This window comes from Sorangium sp. So ce176 (assembly GCF_051519835.1).
Lineage (GTDB): Bacteria > Myxococcota_A > Polyangia > Polyangiales > Polyangiaceae > Sorangium > Sorangium cellulosum_G.
In genome coordinates this window covers 797,427-820,969 of sequence record NZ_CP150371.1, presented here as the reverse complement: position 1 = coordinate 820,969, position 23,543 = coordinate 797,427, and the positions used below count along the sequence as shown (strand labels likewise).

The window sequence follows — 23,543 nt, the reverse complement described above, 5'->3', positions numbered from 1 at the left end:
ATTCCCATGGTGCCATCAAATCCTTGCGCTCGCCGGGCGCATCTGTCCACCCGAGGTCACGACCCGCGCGTCACCCGCCTCACCGCGCGCCGCCGTCGCCCCGCGCCCGTCCCCTCCCCAGGATGTGGCCCATGGTGAACGCGGAGAGGACGAGGACGGTGACGATGATCGGCACGGCGTAGGTGGCGAGGGACGCGACGCTCTGCGAGGCCCGGTCCGCCGCGGCGCCTGCCCCGGCCGCGGCGCGGTCCGGCCCGCCCACCGTGAACAGGATGGCCGTGGCCATCGAGGCGGCGATGGAGAGCAGGGCGATCGCGAGCCCCGCGACGAGGCCGCTCGGCCCTGTCGGCTCCGGCGCGACAGGCGCGGCGAGGGCCGGCGCGGCCGGCGCCGCGGCCGGGACCGTCACGAGCGGGCCGTCCAGCTTGACGTGCACGTTGACGACCATGTCCTGCCCCGCCCACGGGATGACGATCCCCTGCGGGCTCGCCGCCGGCGCCGGGGCGCCGGCCGCGGGCCGGGGCGCGTCGAGGCTCGCTCCGCTGCTCTCATGGGCCGGGTTCGTCTGGTAATGCAGCGTGTCGGCGTCCTCGTCGAGCGGGCTCTTCTGCCGCTTCTTCGGCGGCATCACCTCCGTGACGCTCTGAGGCGCCGGCGCCCGCGGCTCGGACATGGGCGGCCGCTGCGGGCGCTCGCGCGCGGGCGGCGGCGCGTCGGCCGCGGCGCCCGAGCGGCCGACGTGCTCGGCGGCCGCCTTCTTCATGACGTCGGCGACGAGCCCGTAGACCTCTTTCCACGCCGTCTCCACGTCGCGCGTGAAGCCGTCGCCCAGCCCCTCGCGCAGCGTCCAGAGCAGCGCCTCGCCCACCACGTCGTAGTGGCGGTCCTCGACCATGTAGCCGTGGTGGCGCACGCCGAGCGACTGGAGCACGGGCACGAGCTTCTGCAGGTTGTTCAGCCCGTCGACGGCCACGGCGAGCGTCTGCATGAGCTTCCGCTTCTGCTCGTTCATGTCGTTCTTGAAGAGCGGCCGCGTCGACGGATCGATCTCGAAGAGGCGTTGATAGAACAGCGCCGACGCGGCGTCCGAGATGGGCATCACCTTCGCCCACGAGCGCTGCACGAGCTCGATGGTGCGCGGGCTGATCGGCGCGCCCGCGTTCGCGGGCGGCGAAGGCGGCTCGTTCTGCTGCCAGGGGGGGACGACCCCGACGAGCGTCCGCGCGGCGACCTGGTGGGCGGAGGACGGCGGCGGCACCGACTTGGGCCGCTCGGCGGCGCCCGGGCGGGCGGCGGGGCCATGCGCCGGCTGCGGGGGGCTCGACCTGGCGCCGAGCGCCGGCTGCGCCGCGGCCGGGGGGAGCGCCTGCGTGGTGCCCACGGCCGCGTGCGCCGCGGCGGCCTTCTTCATGACGTCGGCGATCACGCCGTAGACTTCTTTCCACGCGGCCTCGACGTCGCTCGTGAAGGCCTCGCCGAGCCCCTCGCGCAGCGTCCAGAGCAGCGCCTCGCCCACGAGATCGTAATGGTGCTCGGCCACCATATAGCCCTGGTGTCGCGCGCCGAGCGACTGGAGCACGGGCACGAGCTTGGGCAGGTTGCTCAGCCCGTCGACGGCGACGGAGAGCATCTGCATGAGCTTCCTCTTCTGCTCGGCGATATCGTTCTTGAAGAGCGGCCGCACCGACGGGTCGATCGTGAACAGCCGCTCATAGAAGAGCGCCGACGCGGCGTCCGAGATGGGCATCACCTTGGCCCAGGACGACTGGACGAGCTCGATCGTCCGCGGGCTCACGAGGTCGGGCGGCTGTGCGCGCGCGGCCTTGCTCAGGAAGTCGGGCGCGCCGTACGCCCCCGGCCCTCGCTGGGTGGCGGGCCCCGCCGTGGCCGGCACCGCGCGCGCGGGCGCAGGCGCGCTGATGCCGCGCTGCGGCCGCGCTGCGTCCCCCGGGGTCGCGGAGCTGCGCGTATGGGTGGGGGGCGCAAAGGGATCGTTCGGTTTGGCCATCGTGGGTTGTCCGCTGGAGGTTTCCGGGATTGCTTCGGTGAGGTGCGCGCCGTGAGGCGCGTGTTCAGAGCACAGGAGCCGCCGCTACATCCATCCTACATCAGGGAACGGGCGTCTGCCTACGGCGCGGCGATCGGGTCGCGGCGTAGGCAGACGCCCGGCGGAGGCGAGCACACAGCGGCGACCTGACCGGTGCGCGGCAGCACGGCGAGCGTCAGCGCGCCGGGGATGTCGTGCGTCCCAAGCGGCCCCCGCGCCGGCGGTGGCGCGGCGCGCGCTTCCCGGGCGACGCTGGCCTGGCAAGCTTCACTTATGCAACCGTCACCCGCGCGGCGGCTCCGGCCACGGCGCTCGAGGCGGCGGGTGGCGCGTCCGCCGAGGGTTCCGTGGAACTGATTCCCGGGGGTCCCCGGCGCGACGCCGCTCCAGAGAGCGCGAGCCATGACCCCTATCGAGGTGAGCCGCCGCATTCCCCTCGCGGTGATTGGCCTGCTCTACCGAGAGCTCGCCCTCACCCAGGTGATTGCGCCACGCCCACGCAGCAGGCGTGTTCGATGACGGAGAGCGGGTGACCTCTCCTCTTCTTCCCATCTCCGCAGAGGGTGACTTCCTGCGCGGAGGCCCCCCGCGGCGCGCAGGTGAGGATGCCGACGGGAGAAGCGGTCGGCGCCGCGCTCGAGCATCCCTGCAAAGGACGTCGCGCCCGCTGCCATGGTGAAGCAACAGGCCGGTTTCCTTGACCATGCCCCCCGGCACCGGCGCATGGTTCACGATCGTGGACCATGGCCCGCGGAAGCGTCATCGGGGCCAGCGCTGCTCCGAGCTCACACGACCTGCCGGTGCAGCTCGGCAAGGTCAGCCTTCCGCACCGCGCTCCGCAACTCCGGAGCCGCGTGCCCCGGCCAGAGACCAGAGACCAGAAACGAAAAACGCGAGGTGGCCAGATTCGGCCGGTCCTCGCGTCCTCATTGCTGCTTGGGTCGTGGTTGCGCGGGCGGGATTTGAACCCACGACCTTCGGGTTATGAGCCCGACGAGCTACCAGGCTGCTCCACCGCGCGAGAGGGAATCTACTCACGGCCCCCGGTTGGTCAAGGATTCTCTCAGGGCCCCCTGTCGATTGTGTCCATCTGCCTCGCCGAGCTTGCCGAGGGCGGCGGGCCTGGCTTCAGCCCGGCCGCCGCCCTCGCCCGGCCTTCAGCCCAGCCAGTCCGGCACGAGCGGCGACGGCGCCGACGTCGAGATCACCCAGAGCTGGTGCGCGGCGCGCGTCGCGCCGATGTGGAGCAGGTGCCGCGACTCGTCGTCCGCCGAGTACGTCGACGCGTTCACGTCGACCAGCACCACGTAGTCGTACTCCAGGCCCTTCACCTGCCGGATCTCCGTCACCTCGACGCCGGGGCGGAACGCGAACTCGTAGGCGCGGATGCGCCGGAGGTTCGGGATCTCCGCCATCTTCAGGGCGTCGTAGTACACGTCCGCCTGCTCGGGGTGGCGCGCCAGGATCGCCAGCGTGGCGCGGGGCTCGCGGGCGAACAGCGGGCGGATCGCGTCGGCCAGGAACGCGACCGCGGCGCCGGCGCTCGGGAAATGGTGGTGCTCGACCGGCGCGCCGCTGCGCGGCGCGAGCGGCGGCGTCGGATCGGCCAGCGGGCCCAGCACCGCGCGGGCGAACGCGAGCACCTCGCGCGTCGAGCGGTACGCGATGCGCAGCGGCTCGACGTCGACCCGCGACAGGCCGAGGTCGTCGAGCGTCGCGCGCCAGTCGCGGAAGCCGGAGTCCATGAAGAGCCGCTGCGCCGTGTCGCCCGCCAGCGTCACGCTGCGCGGCTCGGCCACCACGCCGAGCAGCACCGCCAGGTCGATCGGCGCGAGATCCTGCGCCTCGTCCACGAAGAGGTGCTCGTAGACGAGCACGTTCTTCCCCTTGCGGAGCTCGCCCCGGAGGAGCTGGTACGCCCGCAGGAGGAGCGCGTCGTCCTCGGGGTCGAGCACCGCGCGGTCGTCGTTCGAGACCTCGGCCCTGTCCGCGCCGCGCTCGTCGTCGTCCGCGGGCTCGTCGCCCATCGCCGCCTTGCGCTCGGCGCGATCGCCCGGGTCGAGATCGAGCACCGCGGGGCAGCGGTCCGCGCACCAGCGCCACGCCCGCTTCACCTGCTCGGGGCCGAACTCGGGGTCGCCCGCGGCCGCGAAGGCGGCCGTGACCCGCTCGAGATCGGTGAGCACGTCCGCCCAGAAGGCGAGCGTGCCGCGTGAGTCGCGCCGCGCCCGCGCGTCGTCCTTGAGCTCCGCCGCGCGCTGCTCGAGCAGGTGGAGCATCGCCGGGTGGGTCTTGTAGCGGGTCACCACCGAGGGCGTGTTCTCCTCGACCGGCGCCTCGAGCCACGGGAACGCGCGCTTGCGGGCCGCGCGCGCCCACTCGGAGAACGTCTCCACCGCGATCCCGGCCAGGCCGAGCGCGGGGAGCGCCTCGCCGATGTACGCGCGGAGCGCGGGGCTGCCGACGATGACGAGCATCTTGTCGGCCGTGAAGCGGCGGCCGCCGTTGTAGGCGAGGAAGGCGAGCCGGTGGACGCCGATCGTCGTCTTGCCGCTGCCGGCGCCGCCCTGGATGACCACGATGCCCGAGTCCGGCTTCGAGATGAGCTCGAACTGCCGCGGGTCGAGCAGCGCGGCGATCTCGGGCAGGTGCCGGTCCTCGCGCGCGTGGAACGTCGCCCCGGTCCCGAGCCCGCCGCGCGCGGCCGCCGCGCCCGCGAGCGCGATGTCGCGCATGTCCTCGGGTCGGACGGCGCTGCCCTGGCCGCCGGAGAGCTCGGTGGCCCGCGTCGCGATCTCGCGGAAGCTCCCCGAGGGCGCGCGCACGAACGTCCCCTGCGGCGCCGAGATGCGGTAGAGCTCGCCGTCGTCGATGGTGACTGTGCGCCGCACGAGCACAGTGCCCTCGACCTCGCGCTCGCCGAAGGTCTCCTCGTACTCCGCGCCTTCCTCGTAGCGGTAGTAGATCTGGCTGACGGGCGCGTGGCGCCAGTCGACGATGCGCACGCCCGCGCTCGCGTCGACGAGCGTCGTGCGGCCGATGAGCACGTCGCGCTCTGGACGGCCCTTCTCCCGCAGGCGCAGGTGGCCGAAGTAGGGCGACTTCGGATCGACGGGCTCGACGACGTTCTCGCTCCGCCGCGCGGCGATCCCCTGCAGGCGCTCCATCTGCTGCACGAGCGCCGGCACGTCCTCGAGCCGCGCCGCCGCGATCTGATCGCGCAGCGAGAGGAGCTGCTCCTCGTGGTTCTCGATGGGCGGCGGCCGCGACGGCTTGTTCGCCGCGGCGGCGAGGTGCGCGGACACGCGGGCGAGCAGGGCCTCTTCCTCGCGCGTGATCGCCTCGCCTTGCTCGCTCAGCCCGGCGCCGGGCGCGCCGTCCGTGGGCGCAGGTGGGCTGACCTGGCTGATCGCGGCGGCGCTCGCGACGGTGGCCGAGGTCGGCTCGGTGGACTGCTCTTCGGAGGGCGTGGGGCTCGTGGGACGATTCGCGGTCACGGGAATGCCGATACGATGATCAGGTGACAGGCCGATCAGGGAGCACCGGCGCCCCGACATCCGTCGCGGCCCGCCGGCGCAGGAGGGTCGGACCTATTGACCGATCCCGCACGGCTCCGCAACCGCCGCGTGGGGTCCCCCACCTCGCCGGCGCCTCGACGGAGCGAGGCGCCACGCGGGCGCCCTCGATGCGTAACGCGCCCCGCGCTCGCCGGTCGATCCGCCGCGGGCGGTGGCGTTCTGGATTGAGGTCCCGTGGAGGAACGCCGTAAAAGGCGGCGATGCAAAATTGCGCGACCCGGTCCGACCGGCTCCTCGAGCTGATCCTCTTCTCGCTGCGCGATCGCGGGGCGCTCTGCGCGCTGGTGCTCGCGACCTACCGCGTCGAGCTCACCAGCTTGCTCGACCGCGTCTCTTCCGGATCGATCGGAGACGTCGGAGAAGGTGACGACGAGCGCGAGGTCGCCGCGCTCCTCCGTGAGGAAGGCGCCGGCGGGTCCCCGGCGCGCGCCGGGGCGCGCCGCGGGCGCCGCGCGGAGCCCCGGATCAGCGAGGAGGACGCGTTCCTCGTCTACGATCTCGCCGGGTGCATCGCCGAGGCGGCGGCCGCCGCCCGGCTCCCTGTCGTCCGCCGCGACGCGCTCACGCTCCGCGAGAAGGCGGCCGAGGTGCACGCGGGGGGCGAGCGCGCTGAGCGGGACATGCTCGCGGCCGGGCTCAGGGTGATCGACAGGATCCTCGACGCGGCGCGCGCGCAGCCCGCGCCGCGGAACGAGCCGGCGAGCAAGGACCTGAACTGAGCTCGACCCGCGGGCGGCGCGGAGCCCGCGCCGCGCGGCGGGCGCGAGCCCGTGATCTCCGTCCGCAACTCAACTGCAAGGAAGGACGCGCGGCGCGCATGCACCTCCGGAGGACGGCGCTGGGGAGCCGCGGATCGGGCGCTGTTCGGGGGCGGGCGTGCGTGCACGCCGGGCGCTCCATGACTGGCTCGCTCCCTGCACGAGGTGCGGCCGCGGGCGCTCCGCGTCGATCCCTGGGACTCCCCCTCTGCCGGCCGGTCGCGCCCGCGCGCGAGCGTTGAAGCGTTGAAGCGTTGAAGACGACATGAGCACCCCCTGCGCCGGCTCCCTCCTCGCGCCGCGAGCGCTGCGAACCCCGCTCTGGCGCGCGGCCGCGAGCGCCCCGATGCGCGTCTCCTTCGCCGGAGGAGGCAGCGACCTGCCCGGCGTCGCCCGGCAGGACGGCGGGCGCGTCGTGGGCGCGGCGATCGATCTGCGCATCCGCGTTGTCGTGGAGCCTTTCGATCGGGGCTGGGTGCGGATGGAGCTCGCCCCGCGCGGGCGCGGTCGGGAGCAGCCGGGCGGGGGCTCCGAGGCCGCCGAGGCCAGCGTGCCGCGCGTGCTCACGCGGCGCCGCGGGGATCCGCCGCGCGACGAGCTCGCGTTCCGGCTGATCGAGGCGACGCTCGCCGCGACGGGCGTGGGCGACGGGGTCGCGCTGCGGGTCGAGGCCGAGACGTCGCCCGGCGCCGGGCTCGGCGGCAGCGCGTCCGCGGCGGTGGCGGCGCTGTTCGCGCTGCGCGCCTCGGTGGGCGAGGCCGCCTCGCCGGAGGAGCTCTCGCGCGAGGCTGTCGCGATCGAGCGCGAGCGCCTGGGCAACGCGTGCGGCGCGCAGGATCAGGTGTTCGCGGCCTTCGGCGGGCTGCTCGATCTCGCCTTCGACGCGCGGGGCTGCTCGGGGGTGCGGCCGCTCGCGATCGGCAGCCCGGGGCTCGTGCCGGCGCTCTCGGCGGGGCTCTTGCTGGTGGACACGGCGGTGCGGCGCGTGTCCGGCGAGGTGCTGGACCGGGTGGACGCGGGCGCGGCGTGCGAGGCCAAGGGCGAGCTCGTGGCCGCGGCCGGCGACGTGGCGCGCGGCTTCGAGATCGGCTCGCTCGCGCTGGTGCTCTCGGGCATGCGCCGCGGGGCGGCTGCCAAGGTGCGGCTCTCGGAGGCGGCGAGCGCCATCGCTGTCTCCATGAAGCAGCGGCTCGACGGGATCGGGGTCGAGGTGCTCCGGATGTGCGGCGCGGGCGGGGGCGGGCACATCCTCGTGTGGGCGCCCCCCGAGCGCCACGCGCGCCTGCTCGACGCGCTCGGCCCCTGCGTCGTGCGGCGGCCGTCACTCGGCGCGCCCGGGGTGCGGCTCGAGCCCGCCTGAGGGCGGAAGAGGCCTGCCTCGACGCGCGCCGTGCCGGGCGCGATGGCCCCGGGGTGGCGGGTCTGGCTCCGCCTGGCGGCCGCCAGGTCCCGGAGCGCGGGGAGGTTCATAAAACCCGGCAAAAGCGCCCCGGCACACCGCTCGCAATGCGTGTCCACCGGAGCGCCGCGAGGTCCGACCTCGCGCTGACCTCGCCGTTGCGGGGCAGCGCGGGGACCCGGACGCGGCGCGCTGGATCGAGCCGGCGCCGCGCGCCGCGCTCGGATGGAGGCACGTATGTCGGTTCATCATTCCATGTCCATGATTCTCCCTGTCCTCGCGCTCGCCTGCTCTGCCCCGCAAGGCGCCGCCCCGGAGCGACCGGATAGCACCGCTCCGCAGCACGGCGACGCAGCGGCCCCGGTCGGCTCGACCGGCGCCAGGAGCTTCGTCGATGCCGGGTCGTACTTCACGAGCTCGGACGCGATCGAGGCCTGGTACGGGCTGCTTCGCGCGCTGGACGACGACTTCGACGCCGTGTGCGGCGACACGTTCTGCGAAGGCGATTACAGCAACTACGAGCCGCTTCGATTCCGCTGCTCCGTCGAGGAGCACACAGGGACGATAGGCCGCTGCGTCTGGGTCTTCGCCGCGAGCAGCGAGGAGATCCTGCCCTCCACGGGCGCCGTGGAGGTGGACGCCAGGACCTTCCTCTGCGAGATGCCCATCGCCCCGGGCACCGCCGTTGTCGACCTCGTCGAGGCGCTCTCGGCGCCGGCGGATCGGGCGATCGACGCCGCGCTCCCGGGAACGGACAGGTCGCTCTACGACGGCCTCGTCGATTGCCTCTGAGGGCCCGCCGGCCCTGACCCGCAGGCTCGTCGAGCCGCGCCGGCGCCAGCAGACGCGCGCCGGCGCGGAGGGCGGGGCCGGCGACGTGCGCGCGGCGTGGGTCGCCCCTGGACGACGCGGCGCTAGGCGCTCGTCCGGAGGCGGGCCTTCCGCGCGCCCCGGTCGAGCGCGAGCGCGATCAGCCGCGCGATGAGCTCGCGCGCGGGGATGCCGCTCGCCTCCCAGAGCTTCGGGTACATCGAGATCGCCGTGAAGCCCGGGATGGTGTTGATCTCGTTCACGTAGAGCGAGCGGTCCGGGGCGAGGAAGAGGTCGACGCGGGCCATCCCGGACGCCTCCAGCGCGCGGAAGGTGCGGAGCGCGAGGAGCTGCACGGCGTTCGCCTCGGCCGGGGAGAGGTCGGCCGGGATGCGGATCGTGGCGCCCTCGGCGTCGATGTACTTCGCGGCATAGGAATAGAAGCCGTCGGCGTGCCCCACGACGATCTCGCCGGGCACCGAGGCGATGGGGTCGTCGTCGCCGAGCACGGCGCACTCGAGCTCGCGCACGCCCTCGATGCCCTGCTCGCAGACGATCTTCAGGTCGAACTCGAAGGCGTGCTCGACGGCCGCCTCGAGCTCGGCGCGCGCCGTCACGCGCCGGACCCCGACGGACGATCCGAGGTTCGCGGGCTTGACGAAGATCGGCCCGAAGCCGCTCCCGGCCGGGGACAGGGCGGCGATCTGCTCGAGGCATGCGCCGCTGTCGCGGTCCCATGCGGCCCGGCGGAGCGTGACGTGGGGCACGAGGGGGATCTCCGCCTCGCGGAGCAGGCGCTTCATGACGTCCTTGTCCATCCCGACGGCGGAGCCGAGGACGCCGGAGCCGACGTACGGGACGCCGGCGAGCTCGAGCAGGCCCTGGACGCACCCGTCCTCGCCGGTGGGGCCGTGCAGGACGGGGAAGACGACGTCGATCGGGGAGCGCGCGCCGCCCGGTACGGTCAGCGTGGCCTCGCCGGCGGGGCCCGGGTGGGCGTCGAGCGCGATCTCCGGCATCGCGTCGTTCAGCCGGGCGAGGCGGGGGTCGCGGGCGGCGCCGAGGAGCAGCGCCTCGTCCTGGAGCAGCCAGCGGCCGGCCTTGTCGATGCCGATGAGCACCGGCTCGAAGCGGTCGCGGTCGAGCGCCTCGACGACGAAGCGCGCGGACAGGAGGGAGATCTCGTGCTCGGCCGAGCGCCCGCCGAACAGCACGGCGACGCGCACCTTCGCGGAGTTCCGCATGGGGCGGCACCCTAGCCGCGTTCGGGCGCGGGGGCGAAGAAGCGGCGATCGTGGCGCGCGCTACTCGGAGAGGACGCGGAACGACGCGCGGACGGTCGCCATGGCCACGCGCGCGATGTGGCCGTCGGCGAGCTCGACGTCGACGGCCGTGACCCGGCCCTGCCGCTCGATGAGCCGCGCGACGCTCACCGTGGCGCCCCGGGCGAGCTCGGCCCGCGCGACCGTGACGTCCGCGACCGCCTCCAGCCGAACGCCGACGGCGATGTCGGTCGACACCTTGGGGGGCGCCTCGTCGGACGCCGGCGCCTCGTGGGACGCCTCCGCCGCGCCGTTGGGGACGACGGCGGCGAGCGCCGCGACGATCACGACGATGAGGCTGCCAGCCATGCTCCTTCGACCGCGGATGAGCATCAGGGGGTGATTCTACGCGGAATGTGGGGGATGTCACCCGCGTTGTCGCGGGCTCCGGCGCTCCGTCCAGGAGGCGCCTCGAGACGACATCGAGCGCGGCTGTCCGCACGGAGGCGCATCGCTCCCCTCCCCCGCAGCGGGACGAACGGGGCCTCGGTGCGGGAGGCTGGAGAGGAGCGCTCCGGTCGCCGCGACCGCGCAGGCGTTCACCGGGCTCCGTCATCGAGGCCAGCGAAAGACGCCCAATGCGCGGTCCTCGCTCGTGTCCGATGAGAGCGAGGAGGCTTGATGAAATCGCGATCGCTCTTTTCGGCCAAGGCCGCGCTGCTGGTCCTCTGCGTCTCGATCCCCGAGGCCGCTGCGCAGGACAGGACCTCAACCAGGCGAGAGAACTACAGCTATACGTTCGTGGACGACCTCCTGGATGCGTCGAATCGCGACGCGGGGGGCGCCGTGCTCCAGGTCCGTCAGCCCGGGCATCGCGACAGGCTGCTCCGGCCGAGGCTCCACTTCGTCCCGGAGATGCTCAAGTCGATCGAATCGATGTGATGGGCTGTCTCTGCTGCTCGACGACCGTCGAAGCCGCAGCCCCTTGCGAAGCCGGGTATCCTTCACAACGGGACGGCATCCTGCATGGAGCGGCGTTGCGAGCCTGAACGCGACCATGGCGTGGCTGGCGCACCCGACGAACTTCAGGGCGCGGTGCAGCTCGTCAAGCGCGATGTTGACAGGCCAGTCGCATTCTGTGATTGTAGCCTATCGTGAGCGACACGAGCTCTACGAACAGGCCCGCCCATGCACATCGCATCTACGCTGCTCGTTCTCTTGGTTGCCATCGAGCATGTCTACATCCTCATCCTCGAGATGTTCCTCTGGACCACGCCGCGCGGCCTGCGTACCTTCGGAATGACGCAGGAGCTCGCCGATGCCACGGCGACGCTGGCGAAGAACCAGGGGCTCTATAACGGCTTCCTCGCCGCCGGGCTCTTCTGGTCGCTCCTCTCGCACGACGCGGGCGACGCGCTCGAGCGGAAGACGTTCTTCCTCGGCTGCGTCATCGTCGCTGGCATCTGCGGGGGCGTGACCGTGGGGCGCAGGATCTTCTTCGTGCAGGGCGTGCCTGCGCTGCTCGCGCTCGCGCTCGTGTGGCTCTCGCGGGGCGCCTGACGCGTATTCTTCTTCGATGGCATTGGTTTCTCCTCCCGTGCTTCGGTGGCGAGCGGGTACGTGAAGATTCCATGTAAGCGCTCGCAAGCACGCCTGTTCGCCGGAGCACGAACACCGCGCTTCAGGAAAGCGGTGCGATACCGGCGAGGGACAGCTCAAGCGCAGGAGGAAGGTTTCCAGGTACGCCACAAGAAAAATGAACGACCGCCTCACGGCTGCCCCGAACCGCCTCACCGCTGCCCCGAACCGCCTCACGGCTGCCCCGAACCGCCTCACCGCTGCCCCGAACCGCCTCACCGCTGCCCCGAACCGCCTCACCGCTGCCCCGAACCGCCTCACGGCTGCCGATTTCGCCTCACACCCCGGGGTACCCCCCACCCTTGGAGCCCCAGGCGCAGCTCGGCGCGGGGGAAGCATGCACCGCCGCCACAGACATCCCGGGCAATGACCTCCCGCCGTGCTCGGGCAGGACGCGCCCGACGCGCGCCAGACAGCTCGTCGCGGAGGTCGGCGCCTGCGGCGACAGCGTTCGCGTGGGCATGCGCCGCCACTCGCTTCCATCGCGCAGATCCATGGTGCGCTGCTCGGCGGACCACGCTGCCGTGATCGCTCGGTCGCGCACCCGCGCCAGGGTTGGGGGCAGCTTTTTTCTCCGGACCTCGGCCGGGGTTGTTACATCTGGCGGTCGACCCGTCGTTCGATCCCGCAGCCAGCGGCGACGAGCGACCCGCAGGATGTGAACCCCGACCATGAGTGAACCGGCTAGCAACCCCCGGGTTGGCATGATGGCGACGGTGCGCAACCGCCGCGGCCTCGTCGTGTCCGTCGACCCGTTCGATGCGGTCCCCGACGGCCGCCTCCACCTCGTCCGGGTCGAGTACACGGACCCCGACGGCGTCGCCGACGACACCCTCCTCTGGGAGCGCGAACCCCACCGAGCGCTCCTCGAGCCCACCGCGCTGCCCCGGGTCGCCGATCAACCGCCCATGCCCGGCGAAGACTTCGACGCCCTCGTGCGCGCGACCCGCTGGAGCGCGCTCACGCCGTTCCTCAGCCCGGACGCCCCCGATCAGCCCTCGGATCTGCCCATCGCCTCGCCGTTCTTCGGCGCGGTCCAGGTCGAGGACTTCCAGCTCGTCCCGCTCCTCAAGGCCCTGCAGATGCCCCGGGTCTCGCTGCTCCTCGCCGATGACGTCGGCCTCGGAAAGACCGTCGAGGCCGGGCTCGTGCTCACCGAGCTGCTCCTGCGCCGCCGCATCCGGCGCGTCCTCGTGCTCACGCCCGCCTCGCTCCGCAAGCAGTGGCAGCAGGAGATGCGGGACAAGTTCTCGCTCGGGTTCGACGTCATCGATCGCACCGAGACCCACGCGCTCCAGGCGCGCCTCGGGCTCGACGCCAACCCGTGGCGCACCTTCCCGCGGATCATCGCGTCGTACTACTACCTGCGCCAGCCCGACGTGCTCGAGCAGTTCCTCGCGGTGTGCCGCGCGCAGGCGCCGGGGGCCTACCAGCTCCCGTGGGATCTCCTCGTCGTCGACGAGGCGCACAACCTCATGCCCTCGAACTTCGGCGACGACAGCGACCTGTCGGAGATGCTGCGGCTCATCAGCCCGTATTTCGAGCACAAGCTCTTCCTCACGGCGACGCCGCACAACGGCCACACCCGCTGCTTCTCGGGGCTCCTCGAGCAGCTCGACCCGGTCCGCTTCACCCAGAAGAGCGAGCTCTCCGAGGAGGAGAAGAAGCGGATCGAGGACGTCCTGGTGCGGCGGCTCAAGCGCGACATCAACGCGCTCGACGACAGCCTCGATCGGCCGCGCCGCTTCGCCGAGCGCTACCCCGAGCCGCTGCCGCTCTTCTTCGGGAACCGCGAGAGGGCGCTCGCGACCGCGTTCGCCGCCTTCCGCGCGCGGATCAAGGAGGTCACCGCGAAGCGCGGCAAGGGGGACCGCACGGCCGGGATGTTCGCGGTCGAGGTGCTCAACAAACGCCTCCTCTCGTGCCCGGTCACCTTCGCGGACTCGTGGATCCGGTTCCGCCGGGGCCTCGCGGAGGCGGAGGCCGCCGAGGCCGCGGAGGTCTCGGCCGCCAGGCGCGCGGCCGAGGAGGAGCTCGACGACGACCGCGAGCGCGAGGGGCGCGCCGCGCACGCCGCGAAGGTCGTCGGCGCCTGGCTCAAGCCGCTCGCAGGCCAGCTCGAAGCGGAGATCACCGCCATCGACCAGGCGCTCGCGCGGCTCGGCATCAAGCCCCTGGACAGCGCGGGAGATGCGGCGGAGCTCGTCCTCAGCGAGCCCTCGGAGGACGCCCGCTTCGATCGGGTCCTCTCGCTGATCGAACAGAAGCTCCGCAAGGGCAAGACGTGGGGGGACGATGAGCGCCTCATCCTCTTCACCGAGTACAAGACCACGCTCGACTACGTCGAGCGGCGGCTCCGGAAGGCGCTCGGCGAGGTGAGCCCCAAGGGCGCGGTGAGCCCCAAGGGCGCGGCGATCCCCAAGGGCGCGGGCGCCGGGGCCCCGCCCCCGGACGCGCTGCGGGTGCTCTACGGCGGCATGGACCTCGCAGAGCGGGACGCCATCAAGCGGGCGTTCAACGATCCCGACGATCCCGTGCGCGTCCTCCTCGCCACCGACGCGGCCGCCGAGGGCCTCAACCTGCAGGAGACGGCGCGCCTGCTCCTCCACTACGACATCCCGTGGAACCCGGCGCGGCTCGAGCAGCGCAACGGCCGCCTCGACCGGCACGGCCAGGCGCGCGACGTCAGCGTCTATCACTTCACCAGCGAGAACGACGCCGACCTCCAGTTCCTCGGGAAGGTCGTGGCCAAGGTCCACGCCATCCGCGAGGACCTCGGCTCGATGGGCGAGGTCTTCGACGCCGCCTTCCAGCGCCGGTTCGCGGACCTGGAGGACGCCGATCGCGTCGCCGTGGGCCTCGACGCGGACGTCGCACGGCAGAAGGACCGCGCGGCCCTCCCGCGGCAGGCCGTCGACACGGCCACCGCCGAGGAATCGGAGCGGCTCCAGCGCCTCTGCCGCCACATCGACCTCGCGCCCGAGACGCTCCGGAGCACGCTCGAGGTCGCCCTCGGCCTCGGGGTCGGCCGACCTCGCCTCACCGGCCCCGACGGGCGCGGACGCATGCAACTGAAGCAGCCCATCCCGCCGCGCTGGGACGCGCTTGTCGATGACAGCCTCCGGCTGTCGACGAGCGCCGACGGGCGCGGCCGCGGCGGCTTGCCCGGGCTCATCTTCGACGCGAAGCAGTTCGTCACGGACCACGGCGGCCGCCCGGTCTTCCGGCCCACGAGGGACACGGTGCTGCTCCACCTCGGGCATCCCATGTTCCGCGAGGCGCTCACGACCTTCGCGCGCCTCCGCTTCCCCGGCGAGAAGGAGGTCATCGTGAGCCGGTGGACGGCCCGCCGCGGCGCGGTCCCCGCCGGCGCGGACGCGCTCCTGCTGGTGACCGTCGAGGAGCTCGGCGTGAACGAGCTGCGCGAGCCCTTCCATCACTGGGTGCGGACGATTCGGATCCCGATGACGGGGGGCGAGCTCGGCGCGCCCGCGGGCTACGTGGCGCCGGCCGACGAAGAGGTCGCGCCCGGCCCGATCGACGACGACACGTACCGCGCCGCCCTGGCCTGCTGGGACGACGTGTCGCTCGACCTCGGCCCCGCCCTCAGGAAGCTCGCCGCCGAGCTCGGTGATCGGCTCCGCGAGCACCTCGCGGCCGCCGGCAAGCGGGCGATGGCCGAGGAGAAGAAGCGCTACCAGCACCGCCTCAAGGAGGTCGAGGCCGCCATGCGCGAGACAACGCTCGCGAAGCTCGAGAAGGAGCGCGACAAGCTGATCAAGGAGCTGAAGCAGGGGATCCTGTTCCCCGACATCGCCCGCGAGACGGAGGCCCGGCTCGCCGACCTCAACGACGAGCTCCACCGGCGGAAGACGCATTACCAGGAGCTGCTGCGGGTGCTCGAGGCCGACCAGGACCGCGTGCTCACGCGCATGCTCCCGCGCCGCTACGCGCTCCACGGCGCGGCCCAGGTCTTCCCCGTGGCCGTCGAGATCCGGCTGCCGGCCGCCCGCTCCGGAGGGGCCCGATGAACGACCTCCTGTTCGCCGATCCCGCGCGCCTGCGCGCCTCGAGCGCTCCGGCGGAGGAGCCCTACGCCTGGTGGGCGTCGCTCAACCACGGCGGCCTGCTCATCGCCCCCTCCAAGCTCGCGGAGCGCTTCCCGGCCCGCGTCGAGCCACTCCCCGCGGCCATGAGCGAGCGCCTGCGCCGCGACCTCACCCGTCTTCAACAGGGCGGGGACGAGCGGCTCGCGGCGTTCCTCGATACCGTGCTCGAGGACCTGCTCGGCCTGCACAAGGCGCGCTTCAAGAAGGGGAACGAGGTCGACAAGACGTGGTCCCAGGCCGCGGTCACGGGCGAGATCATCCGGCCCCGCCGCGTCTGGCTCGGCCCGAACGGCGCCGCGCTGCCTGTGTTCGTCGACACCGCGGCCGGGCGCCTCGGCGTCGGCCGTGGCAAGCGACCGGTCTCGCGCGTCGTGGAGTGGCTCCGCCGCATCGGGCAGGATCCCGGGTTCAAGGTCCTCGGCGTCGCCCCGCCGAGCGTTGCGCTGCTCGCCAACGCGCGCCAGCTCCGGCTCATCCACGCGGGCACCGACTACGACGCGTTCTGCGAGTGGGACACGGCGCTCTGGTTCTCCGGCGGCGCCCCGGGCCCGCAGGTGCAGGCGATCCGGGCCCTGCTCTCGGCCGAGGCCCTGACGCCGCCGGCCGAGGGGAAGCCGCCGAAGCTCGTCGAGGCCATCCAGGCATCGCGCCAGGGCCAGGCCGAGCTCTCGTCCGCGCTGGGCGAGCGCGTTCGACAGGCCGTCGAGCTGCTCATCCGCGAGTCGGCGCCGGTGCTCGAGTCGATCGACGCCGGGGAGCACGGCAGCTCCGGCGACGCGGGCCGCGTCGCCCGGCGCCACATCTACGTCGCCGCGACGCGCCTCGTCATGCGGTGCGTGGTGATCCTCTTCGCCGAGGCGCGCGAGCTGCTGCCGCGCAGCAACGCCGTGTACGAGGGGTCGTATGGCCTCGAGGGCCTGCGCGCGCAGCTCGATCGCATGGCCGGAGGGCGCGCCGCCGAGCGCCTCCGCCACAGCCACGGCGCCTGGCCGCGGCTCCTGTCGCTCTTCCGGCTCGTCTACCAGGGCTCCGCGCACGAGGCGCTCCCCGTGCCGCGCTACGGCGGCGGCCTGTTCACGCCCGGCGACGCGGCGTCGCCCGATCCCGTGCTGCGCGCGCTCGCGGCCTTCGAGAGCGCGAGGAATGAGCCCACCGACCACGCCGTCCACGGGATGCTCGAGCTGCTCTGCAAGAGCCGAGTCCGCGTGCGCCAGGGCCGCACTAGCAAGTGGGTGGAGGCGCCGGTCGACTTCTCGGACCTGTCGTCCGAGTACCTCGGCATCCTCTACGAGGGTCTGCTCGACTTCGAGCTCCGCCGCGCGCCCGCGGATGATGCGATGGTGTTCCTGAACCTCGGTGACCAGCCCGCGCTGCCGCTCCAGCGCCTCGACCGGATGAAGAACGAGGAGCTGGGACAGCTACTCGACAAGCTGAAGAAGTCGGGCGAGAAGGTGCAGGCCGAGGGCGAAGACGAGGGCGAGGACGCCGCCGCCGAGGAGGGCGCCGAGGACGCCGAGTCGGAGGACGACGCCGGGAGCGAGCCGGAAGCGGAAGACAGCGCGGCAGCCCCTGCCGCCGACCCGCTCGACGAGCTCGGAGGCGACGACCGGGCGCGCGTGGTCCGCGAGATGGCGCAGACCTGGGCCGAGCGGGCGGTGAAGGCCGCGAAGCTCGTGAAGTACCCGAAGAAGGACACCGATCCCAGGGTACGCGAGCAGTGGAACCGCGACGTGGCGGCCACGGCGCGGGGGCTCGTGCAGCGGCTCATCCTGCCCGGGGGATGGTTCCTCGTGCGCTGGGGCGGCACGCGCAAGGGATCAGGGACCTTCTACACCCGGCCCCAGCTCGCGAGCCCCATCGTGCGCCGCGCGCTCCAGCCGCTCGCGTATGCGCCTGTACGCGAGGAGAAGGACGAGGTCACGGGGCTCGTCACCGTGACCGAGTGGGCGCCGAGAAAGCCGGAGGAGATCCTCGCCCTCAAGGTCTGCGATCCCGCGATGGGCTCGGGATCGTTCCTGATCTCGGCGCTGCGCTACCTCACCGGGGCGCTCGTCGAGAGCCTCCATCATCACGGGCGGATCGAGGAGCGGGCCGACCAGACGATCTGCCGGCTTGCGGACGGGCTGCCGGCCGACCACCCGTCGCACGAGACCCTCCCCGTGCCGAAGGACCACCCGGACTTCGAGGACAAGCTCCGCGCCCGGCTGAAGCGCTATGTCGTGGAGCGCTGCCTCTACGGGGTGGACCTCGACCCGCTGGCCGTGGAGCTCGGGCGCACGGCGCTGTGGGTCGAGACGATGGACCGGCAGCTTCCGTTCGGGTTCCTCGACCACAAGCTCAAGTGCGGCAACTCCCTTGTCGGGTGCTGGTTCGACCGGTTCCAGGACTACCCCATCATGGCCTGGGAGCGGGAGGGCGGGGACAAGGGGCATACCCAGTTCGTGCACCACTACCGCGAGGTCGTGGCCACGAAGGGGAAGGACAAGGGGAAAGCGCAGCGGCTCGGGGACAAATGGACGGCGGCGATCAAGGAGCGGCGGGACGGGGTGATCAAGCCGGAGCTCGTCTCGTGGCTGACGCAGCGGGATCCGAAACAGGCCTCGATGTGGGGGACCGAGGGCAAGGATGCCGACGCGCTGCATGCCGAGGCGCTCACGATCTTCGAGGAGCTGCACGCCCTGCCGGTGCACGAGGCGGAGAGGCGAGAGGCGCTGTACCGGGAGAAGATTCAGGGAAGCAGGCCGATTCAGCGGCTTCGCGAGGCGTTCGACACATGGTGCGCGCTCTGGTTCTGGCCGGGCGAAGAGATCGACAGTGCGCCCACGCCCAAAGACTTTTTCGTACCGAACGAGCAGTCGCGAGCAGTCATAACGCGCCTCGGCGAGCAGCATCGATTCTTCCACTGGGAGCTCGAGTTTCCCGACGTCTTCACAGCCGCCAAAGATGGGTTCCACGCCATTATGGGGAACCCTCCATGGGAGACGGTGCAGCCAACATCACTGGAATTCTTCTCCAACATCGACCCCCTCTATCGGACCTACGGAAAGCAGGAAGCAGTCCAGCAACAAATGGACTATTTCCAAACGATTCCACATACCGAATCTGACTGGCTCAGCTACTGCGCAACGTTCAAGGCCACGTCCAATTGGATAGCAAACGCTGCGAACCCAGACGACATCCGCATCTCGCCCGAACGCCAGCCTTTAACGCCACAAATCTCTCGCCATCGAGACTCGGCCGCCGTTGCACACGGCGCGCCAAAACATCCTTTCCGACACCAGGGAACCGGCAAGCCGTCGACGTACAAGCTATTCATCGAAATTGGACACTCCATACTCGCCCACGAGGGCATGATGGCGTTGCTTATTCCTGCCGCCATCTACACCGACAAGGGGTCGATGCCTCTTCGGGAATTACTCCTGAGACATTACGCATGGAACCTACTCTTTAGCTTCGAAAACCGCGACAAGGTATTCGACATCGACGGCAGATTCAAATTTTGCATCATCGAGGCTCGCAAGGGTACGCCAGCCACCGTCATACAGGCCGCGTTCATGCGCCGCTCGCTCTCCGATCTCGAAGAGATTGGCCGTCACGTGGTGGCGTACCCCGTGGACCAAGTGGAACGGCTGAGCCCCTCATCAAAAACCCTCCTGGAAGTCTCGTCAGATCGCGCTCTTAAGCTGCTACAAAAGATATACAACAACGGCGCACCGCTTAGTGACCCAAACACAAGCGGATGGGAGATTCGTTACCAGCAGGGCGACTTCAACATGACTTCGGACTCCAAGCTGTTCCCGCCGCTCACGGAGTGGCGAGCGGCGGGTTACCGACCAGACCAGTATGGCAATTGGTTGAAAGGTCGATGGGCCCCGCGCCATGGGCCCGCTGGCGAGAGCATGGTTTCATCTGCGGACTTAGCAGACACGATTGCCATCAACGAGATCGACGACGTAGCTCTGCCCTTGTATGAGGGCCGAATGATCAACCAGTTCGACTTCAGTGAAAAAGGCTGGGTCTCCGGAAAGGGTCGCACAGCTCAATGGAGAAGCATCCCCTGGAACAAGAAGGTCATTGAGCCACAATATTTAATTTCTCGCTCTCACCTGCCGCCCAGCGCACTCGCGGGGAAGCTGGCATTCATGGATATCACGTCGGCTACCAACGAGAGAACGGCCATCGCCGCTTATCTGTCGAATGCACCTTGCGGCAATTCAGCGCCACTGCTTCGACCTGGGGCGCATTGTCACACGTTGGTCGCCGTCATGAACAGCTTCGCGTATGATTTTGTCGTGAGGATGCGGTGCGGCGGACTTCACCTCAACTATTTCCTACTCGAGGAGACGGTTCTCCCGCCTGCAACCGCTGCGGCTCGCTGCGAATCAGTCTCGTTGCGACTGGCAGGGTGCTCGCCAAGATTCTCACACGACTGGTTCACTAGTACGCCGATGACTTGCCGGCGGCAGCCCTGGCGTCGTCTCTGGGCCGTCACCCCCCACGAGCGCCTCCGCCTCCGGGCCATCCTCGACGCCGCCGTCGCCGAGCTTTACGGCCTCGACATCGACGATTTCGCCTGGATCCTCCGCGAATGCGACCACCCCGTCGCGAAGGTCTGCAACAAGCCGTTCTCCCGCACGCTCAATCCCAAGGGCTTCTGGCGCGTCGACAAGGAGCAGGACCCCGAGCTGCGCCACCCCGTGCTCTCCCTCGTCGCCTTCCACGAGCTCAAGCGCATCGGCCTCGACGCCTTCCTCGCCCTCAACGACGGCGACGGCTGGATGCTCCCCGAGACCCTCCGGCTCGCGGACTACGGCCTCGGGCACGACGCGCGCGCCAGGGAGCCCCAGCCCGTGGCCGCCCGGCTCGGAGACCGCTTCCTGCCCTGGCAGCTCGAGCAGGGCGTCGACGAGTCGTGGGAGGAGTGCCGGCGGCACGCCGAGCTCATCGAGAAGATCCTGGGGCCGGCGGCCAAGGAGCCCGCCCCGGTGGCGAAAGAGCCCGCCCCGGCGGCGGCCACCGGCCAGACGCCGCCGGCGGACAAGCCCTACGAGGTCAACCCCCAGGGGCAAGCCGTGCTGTTCGCCGCCGAGCCGGTGCAGAAGGATCTGTTCGGCAACGCCGTGGAACCGGCGGCGCGGAGGGGGAAGAAGAAGCGATGACGAAGACCCCCCGGGACCCGGGGCGGAGGGCACCGCCAGGCGCCCCGCAGCCCGGTCCAACCAACCAGGCGAGCGTGCCGCGGATCGAGTCGCTCCACGTCGAGAACTACCGTGCGCTGAGGCGCCTCGAGCTGGGCGCGATCACGCCGCTCACCGTGCTCCTCGGACCGAACGGGAGCGGCAAGTCGACCGTCTTCGACGTGTTCGCCTTCCTCTCCGAAGCCTTCTCGCTGGGCCTCCGCAAGGCCTGGGACCGGCGCGGCCGCTTCAAGGAGCTCCGCACCCGGTGCGCCGAGGGGCCCATCATCCTCGAGCTCCAGTACCGAGAGAGGCCCGGAACCCCGCTCATCACCTACCACCTCGAGATCGACGAGGAGCCCCGCGGCCCCGTGGTCGCCAGCGAGTGGCTGCGCTGGCGGCGCGGGGAACGCGGCCGGCCGTGGCGTTTCCTCGACTTCAAGCGGGGTGAGGGCGTGGTCGTCTCCGGCGAGGCCCCCGACGAGACGGCCGAGCGCATCGAGGAGCGCCTCGACTCGCCCGAGCTCCTCGCCGTGAACACCCTCGGCCAGCTCGCCAAGCATCCACGCGTCGGCGCGCTGCGGCGGTTCATCACGAGCTGGTACATGACCTACCTCTCCGCGGACAGCGCCCGCAGCACGCCGGAGGCTGGACCCCAGGAGCGGCTCTCCCAGACGGGCGACAACCTGCCCAACGTCATCCAGTACCTCAAGGAGCAGCACGAGGAGCGCCTCGACACGATCCTGAAGGTGCTCGCGCGCCGTGTCCCCAAGCTCGAAAGGGTCACCGCAGAGCCGATGCAGGACGGGCGCTTGCTGCTCCAGATCAAGGACGCGCCGTTCGAGAGGCCCGTCCTCGCCAGGTACGCGTCGGACGGGACGCTCAAGCTCCTGGCCTACCTCACCGTCCTCTACGATCCTTCCCCTCCGCAGCTCGTCGGGATCGAGGAGCCCGAGAATTACCTCCACCCGCGCCTCCTGCCCGAGCTCGCAGAGGAGTGCCGCAACGCTTCGGAGAGGACCCAGCTCCTCGTGACCTCGCACTCGCCGTTCTTCGTCTCCGATCTCCGGCCCGAGGAGCTCCGCGTGCTCTACCGCGACGAGCTCGGCTACACGCAGGCCCGCCGCGTCGCCGACATGGAGCGGGCCCGAGCGATGTACGAGGCCGGCGGCAAGCTCGGCCACCTCTGGATGGAGGGGTACTTCGACGTCGGCGACCCGCTGGTCCGCGCCGGCGGCCCCGTCGAGCCCCGCGCCAGGGGCAGGCGGCGATGAGCAGCGTCACGTGGATCGAGATCCTCGTCGAAGAGCCGTCGATGGAGGCCGCGCTCCAGGCGCTGGTGCCGAAGATCCGGCCCGATCTCGGCTTTCAGGTGCACGCGTTCCAGGGGATCTCCGACATGCTCGCGAAGCTCCCCGCGCGCTTTCGCGGCTACGCTGCCTGGCTCGGCGACGACCAGCGGGTCGTCGTCGTCCGCGACGAGGACCGGAAGGACTGCGTGAAGCTCAAGGTCGAGATCGAGAAGATGGCGCGGGACGCCGGCCTCGTCCCCAGGTCGCACAGGAGCGCATCGTTCCAGGTGCTGACGCGCATCGCCGTCGAGGAGCTCGAGGCGTGGCTCCTCGGAGACGCGCAGGCGCTCGCCATGACGTATCCCGGCGTCCCATCGACGCTCGGCCAGCAGGCGCGCTATCGTGATCCCGACGCGATCAAGGGCGGTACATGGGAGGCGCTCCAGGCTGCGCTCCAGAAAGCAGGGCATTTCCCGGGCGGTCTCCCCAAGATCCAGGTGGCGCGGGAGGTCGCGGCGAACATGGACCCAGAGAGGAACGCTTCCAGGAGCTTCCGCGCCTTCCGAGACGGTCTCCGAGCTCTTTAGTCGAAAGCTGAAGGGGAAGGATGGCAGCGAGGAGAGCGTGATCGTACGCATCGGACACCCAACCATGGCCAGGGATCGAGCGGCTCTACCTGGCCGGGGGGGATGGCCGTCGCAGTGAATCTACGCCACCGTCGCTCGCTGGACCTCGACTTGTTCAGCATGCCCGCGGACCAGGTGGGAGCGGACAAATGTATTCTCCGTTGCAGAAGCACACGAGTTGCTGACGGATGAAAGGGAATTACCATGGTAACCAGCGATCTGACTGAATGCCTCTGGTATTACTGGAACCACCACCGCAAGGCGCTCGTAAACGGTCGCGATATCGAATCGTGGTGCAATGCCCCCCGAGACCGGAACAATGAGCCAATGCCACCGGTACATCTCGACCAGTGGCGCTATGAGGCGTTTTATGCGTCGCTAGATGCACAGCAGAACGACGCGATCGTGCGGTGGAAGAAGGGGCCCCATGACAACTCGCCCGTGTCGCTCTCGCTGTCCCAGCAATCGTGCGCGTCGGCTTATCAGGCGGCGCAAGTTGCCGCGCAAGCCAACTGGATCGAAGGACACGTGCCTCCAAAGCAGCGTAAGTGAGCTGGTGTTCCGAAGGCATGCGCTGCGGCCCTTCGCGAGCTTCACAATCTGAAGTTCCTCCCACGTCGGCTGGAGCACGCACTGACAGACCACGGCTCGAGCGCGGCCGTGGAGCGCGCACCTGGCCCGAAGCCGGCTGGCGCCGGCTGCTCGATGCCCACGGAGGTCTACCGCCTCACCGGGCGAGGCATGCAGCTTCGAGTCATGTGGGTGCTGGTCAAAGATGTCCGGCTCGCCCGGCTGTAAGGCCCTCCGGGACAGGACGCGGAGCGGCGTGCGAGGAGGTGCCCCGCGA

The 23,543-nt window shown here is 70.9% G+C and carries 14 protein-coding genes and 1 tRNA gene; 10 read left to right on the top strand and 5 right to left on the bottom strand.

Features of this window, described 5'->3' with window-relative positions; genetic code table 11:
• Positions 1-79: 79 nt before the first annotated feature.
• The 3 genes from WMF42_RS03080 to WMF42_RS03070 all read right to left on the bottom strand — a co-directional run bounded on the left by WMF42_RS03080 (position 80) and on the right by WMF42_RS03070 (position 5,544).
• Positions 80-2,008: a globin domain-containing protein gene (locus tag WMF42_RS03080; RefSeq protein WP_437690054.1), complete on the bottom strand. Its 1,929-nt coding sequence runs from the start codon at positions 2,006-2,008 to the stop codon at positions 80-82.
• A gap of 983 nt (positions 2,009-2,991) precedes the next feature.
• Positions 2,992-3,068: transfer RNA gene (locus tag WMF42_RS03075), tRNA-Met, on the bottom strand.
• A 136-nt stretch (positions 3,069-3,204) separates the two neighbouring features.
• Positions 3,205-5,544: an ATP-binding domain-containing protein gene (locus tag WMF42_RS03070; protein WP_437690052.1), complete on the bottom strand. Its 2,340-nt coding sequence runs from the start codon at positions 5,542-5,544 to the stop codon at positions 3,205-3,207.
• Between the two features lie 281 nt (positions 5,545-5,825).
• On the opposite strand from WMF42_RS03070, the gene WMF42_RS03065 reads away from it, so the two are divergent.
• The 3 genes from WMF42_RS03065 to WMF42_RS03055 all read left to right on the top strand — a co-directional run bounded on the left by WMF42_RS03065 (position 5,826) and on the right by WMF42_RS03055 (position 8,574).
• Positions 5,826-6,344, top strand: coding sequence for a hypothetical protein (locus WMF42_RS03065; protein WP_061610825.1), 519 nt, complete (start codon positions 5,826-5,828; stop codon positions 6,342-6,344).
• A gap of 304 nt (positions 6,345-6,648) precedes the next feature.
• On the top strand, positions 6,649-7,743 hold the full coding sequence (locus WMF42_RS03060) for a GHMP family kinase ATP-binding protein (RefSeq protein ID WP_437690049.1): 1,095 nt from the start codon (positions 6,649-6,651) through the stop codon (positions 7,741-7,743).
• 294 nt (positions 7,744-8,037) lie between these two features.
• On the top strand, positions 8,038-8,574 hold the full coding sequence (locus WMF42_RS03055; RefSeq protein ID WP_437690045.1) for a hypothetical protein: 537 nt from the start codon (positions 8,038-8,040) through the stop codon (positions 8,572-8,574).
• Positions 8,575-8,696: 122 nt separating this feature from the next.
• On the opposite strand, the gene WMF42_RS03050 is transcribed toward WMF42_RS03055, so the two are convergent.
• The gene (locus WMF42_RS03050) at positions 8,697-9,836 is read right to left on the bottom strand and encodes a D-alanine--D-alanine ligase family protein (protein ID WP_437690044.1); all 1,140 of its coding nucleotides are present in this window, start codon (positions 9,834-9,836) and stop codon (positions 8,697-8,699) included.
• 60 nt (positions 9,837-9,896) lie between these two features.
• On the bottom strand, positions 9,897-10,223 hold the full coding sequence (locus tag WMF42_RS03045) for a hypothetical protein (RefSeq protein WP_437690042.1): 327 nt from the start codon (positions 10,221-10,223) through the stop codon (positions 9,897-9,899).
• Positions 10,224-10,535: 312 nt separating this feature from the next.
• Between WMF42_RS03045 and WMF42_RS03040 the strand changes: the two genes are divergently transcribed.
• The 7 genes from WMF42_RS03040 to WMF42_RS03010 all read left to right on the top strand — a co-directional run bounded on the left by WMF42_RS03040 (position 10,536) and on the right by WMF42_RS03010 (position 23,248).
• Positions 10,536-10,796, top strand: a complete 261-nt coding sequence (locus WMF42_RS03040; RefSeq protein WP_437690040.1) for a hypothetical protein — start codon at positions 10,536-10,538, stop codon at positions 10,794-10,796.
• 246 nt (positions 10,797-11,042) lie between these two features.
• Positions 11,043-11,414 carry a DUF1304 domain-containing protein gene (locus tag WMF42_RS03035; protein WP_437690038.1) on the top strand — a complete coding sequence of 124 codons (372 nt, stop codon included), beginning with the start codon at positions 11,043-11,045 and terminating at the stop codon, positions 11,412-11,414.
• Positions 11,415-12,163: 749 nt separating this feature from the next.
• Complete coding sequence (drmD, locus tag WMF42_RS03030; RefSeq protein ID WP_437690036.1) at positions 12,164-15,523, top strand: DISARM system SNF2-like helicase DrmD; 3,360 nt, start codon at positions 12,164-12,166, stop codon at positions 15,521-15,523.
• On the top strand, positions 15,520-20,760 hold the full coding sequence (locus WMF42_RS03025; RefSeq protein ID WP_437690034.1) for a hypothetical protein: 5,241 nt from the start codon (positions 15,520-15,522) through the stop codon (positions 20,758-20,760). Before drmD ends, WMF42_RS03025 begins: the two co-directional genes overlap by 4 nt.
• Positions 20,757-22,052 carry an AAA family ATPase gene (locus WMF42_RS03020; protein WP_437690032.1) on the top strand — a complete coding sequence of 432 codons (1,296 nt, stop codon included), beginning with the start codon at positions 20,757-20,759 and terminating at the stop codon, positions 22,050-22,052. Before WMF42_RS03025 ends, WMF42_RS03020 begins: the two co-directional genes overlap by 4 nt.
• Complete coding sequence (locus tag WMF42_RS03015; RefSeq protein ID WP_437690030.1) at positions 22,049-22,657, top strand: DUF4276 family protein; 609 nt, start codon at positions 22,049-22,051, stop codon at positions 22,655-22,657. Before WMF42_RS03020 ends, WMF42_RS03015 begins: the two co-directional genes overlap by 4 nt.
• A 243-nt stretch (positions 22,658-22,900) precedes the next feature.
• Complete coding sequence (locus WMF42_RS03010; protein WP_437690028.1) at positions 22,901-23,248, top strand: hypothetical protein; 348 nt, start codon at positions 22,901-22,903, stop codon at positions 23,246-23,248.
• Positions 23,249-23,543 lie beyond the last annotated feature (295 nt).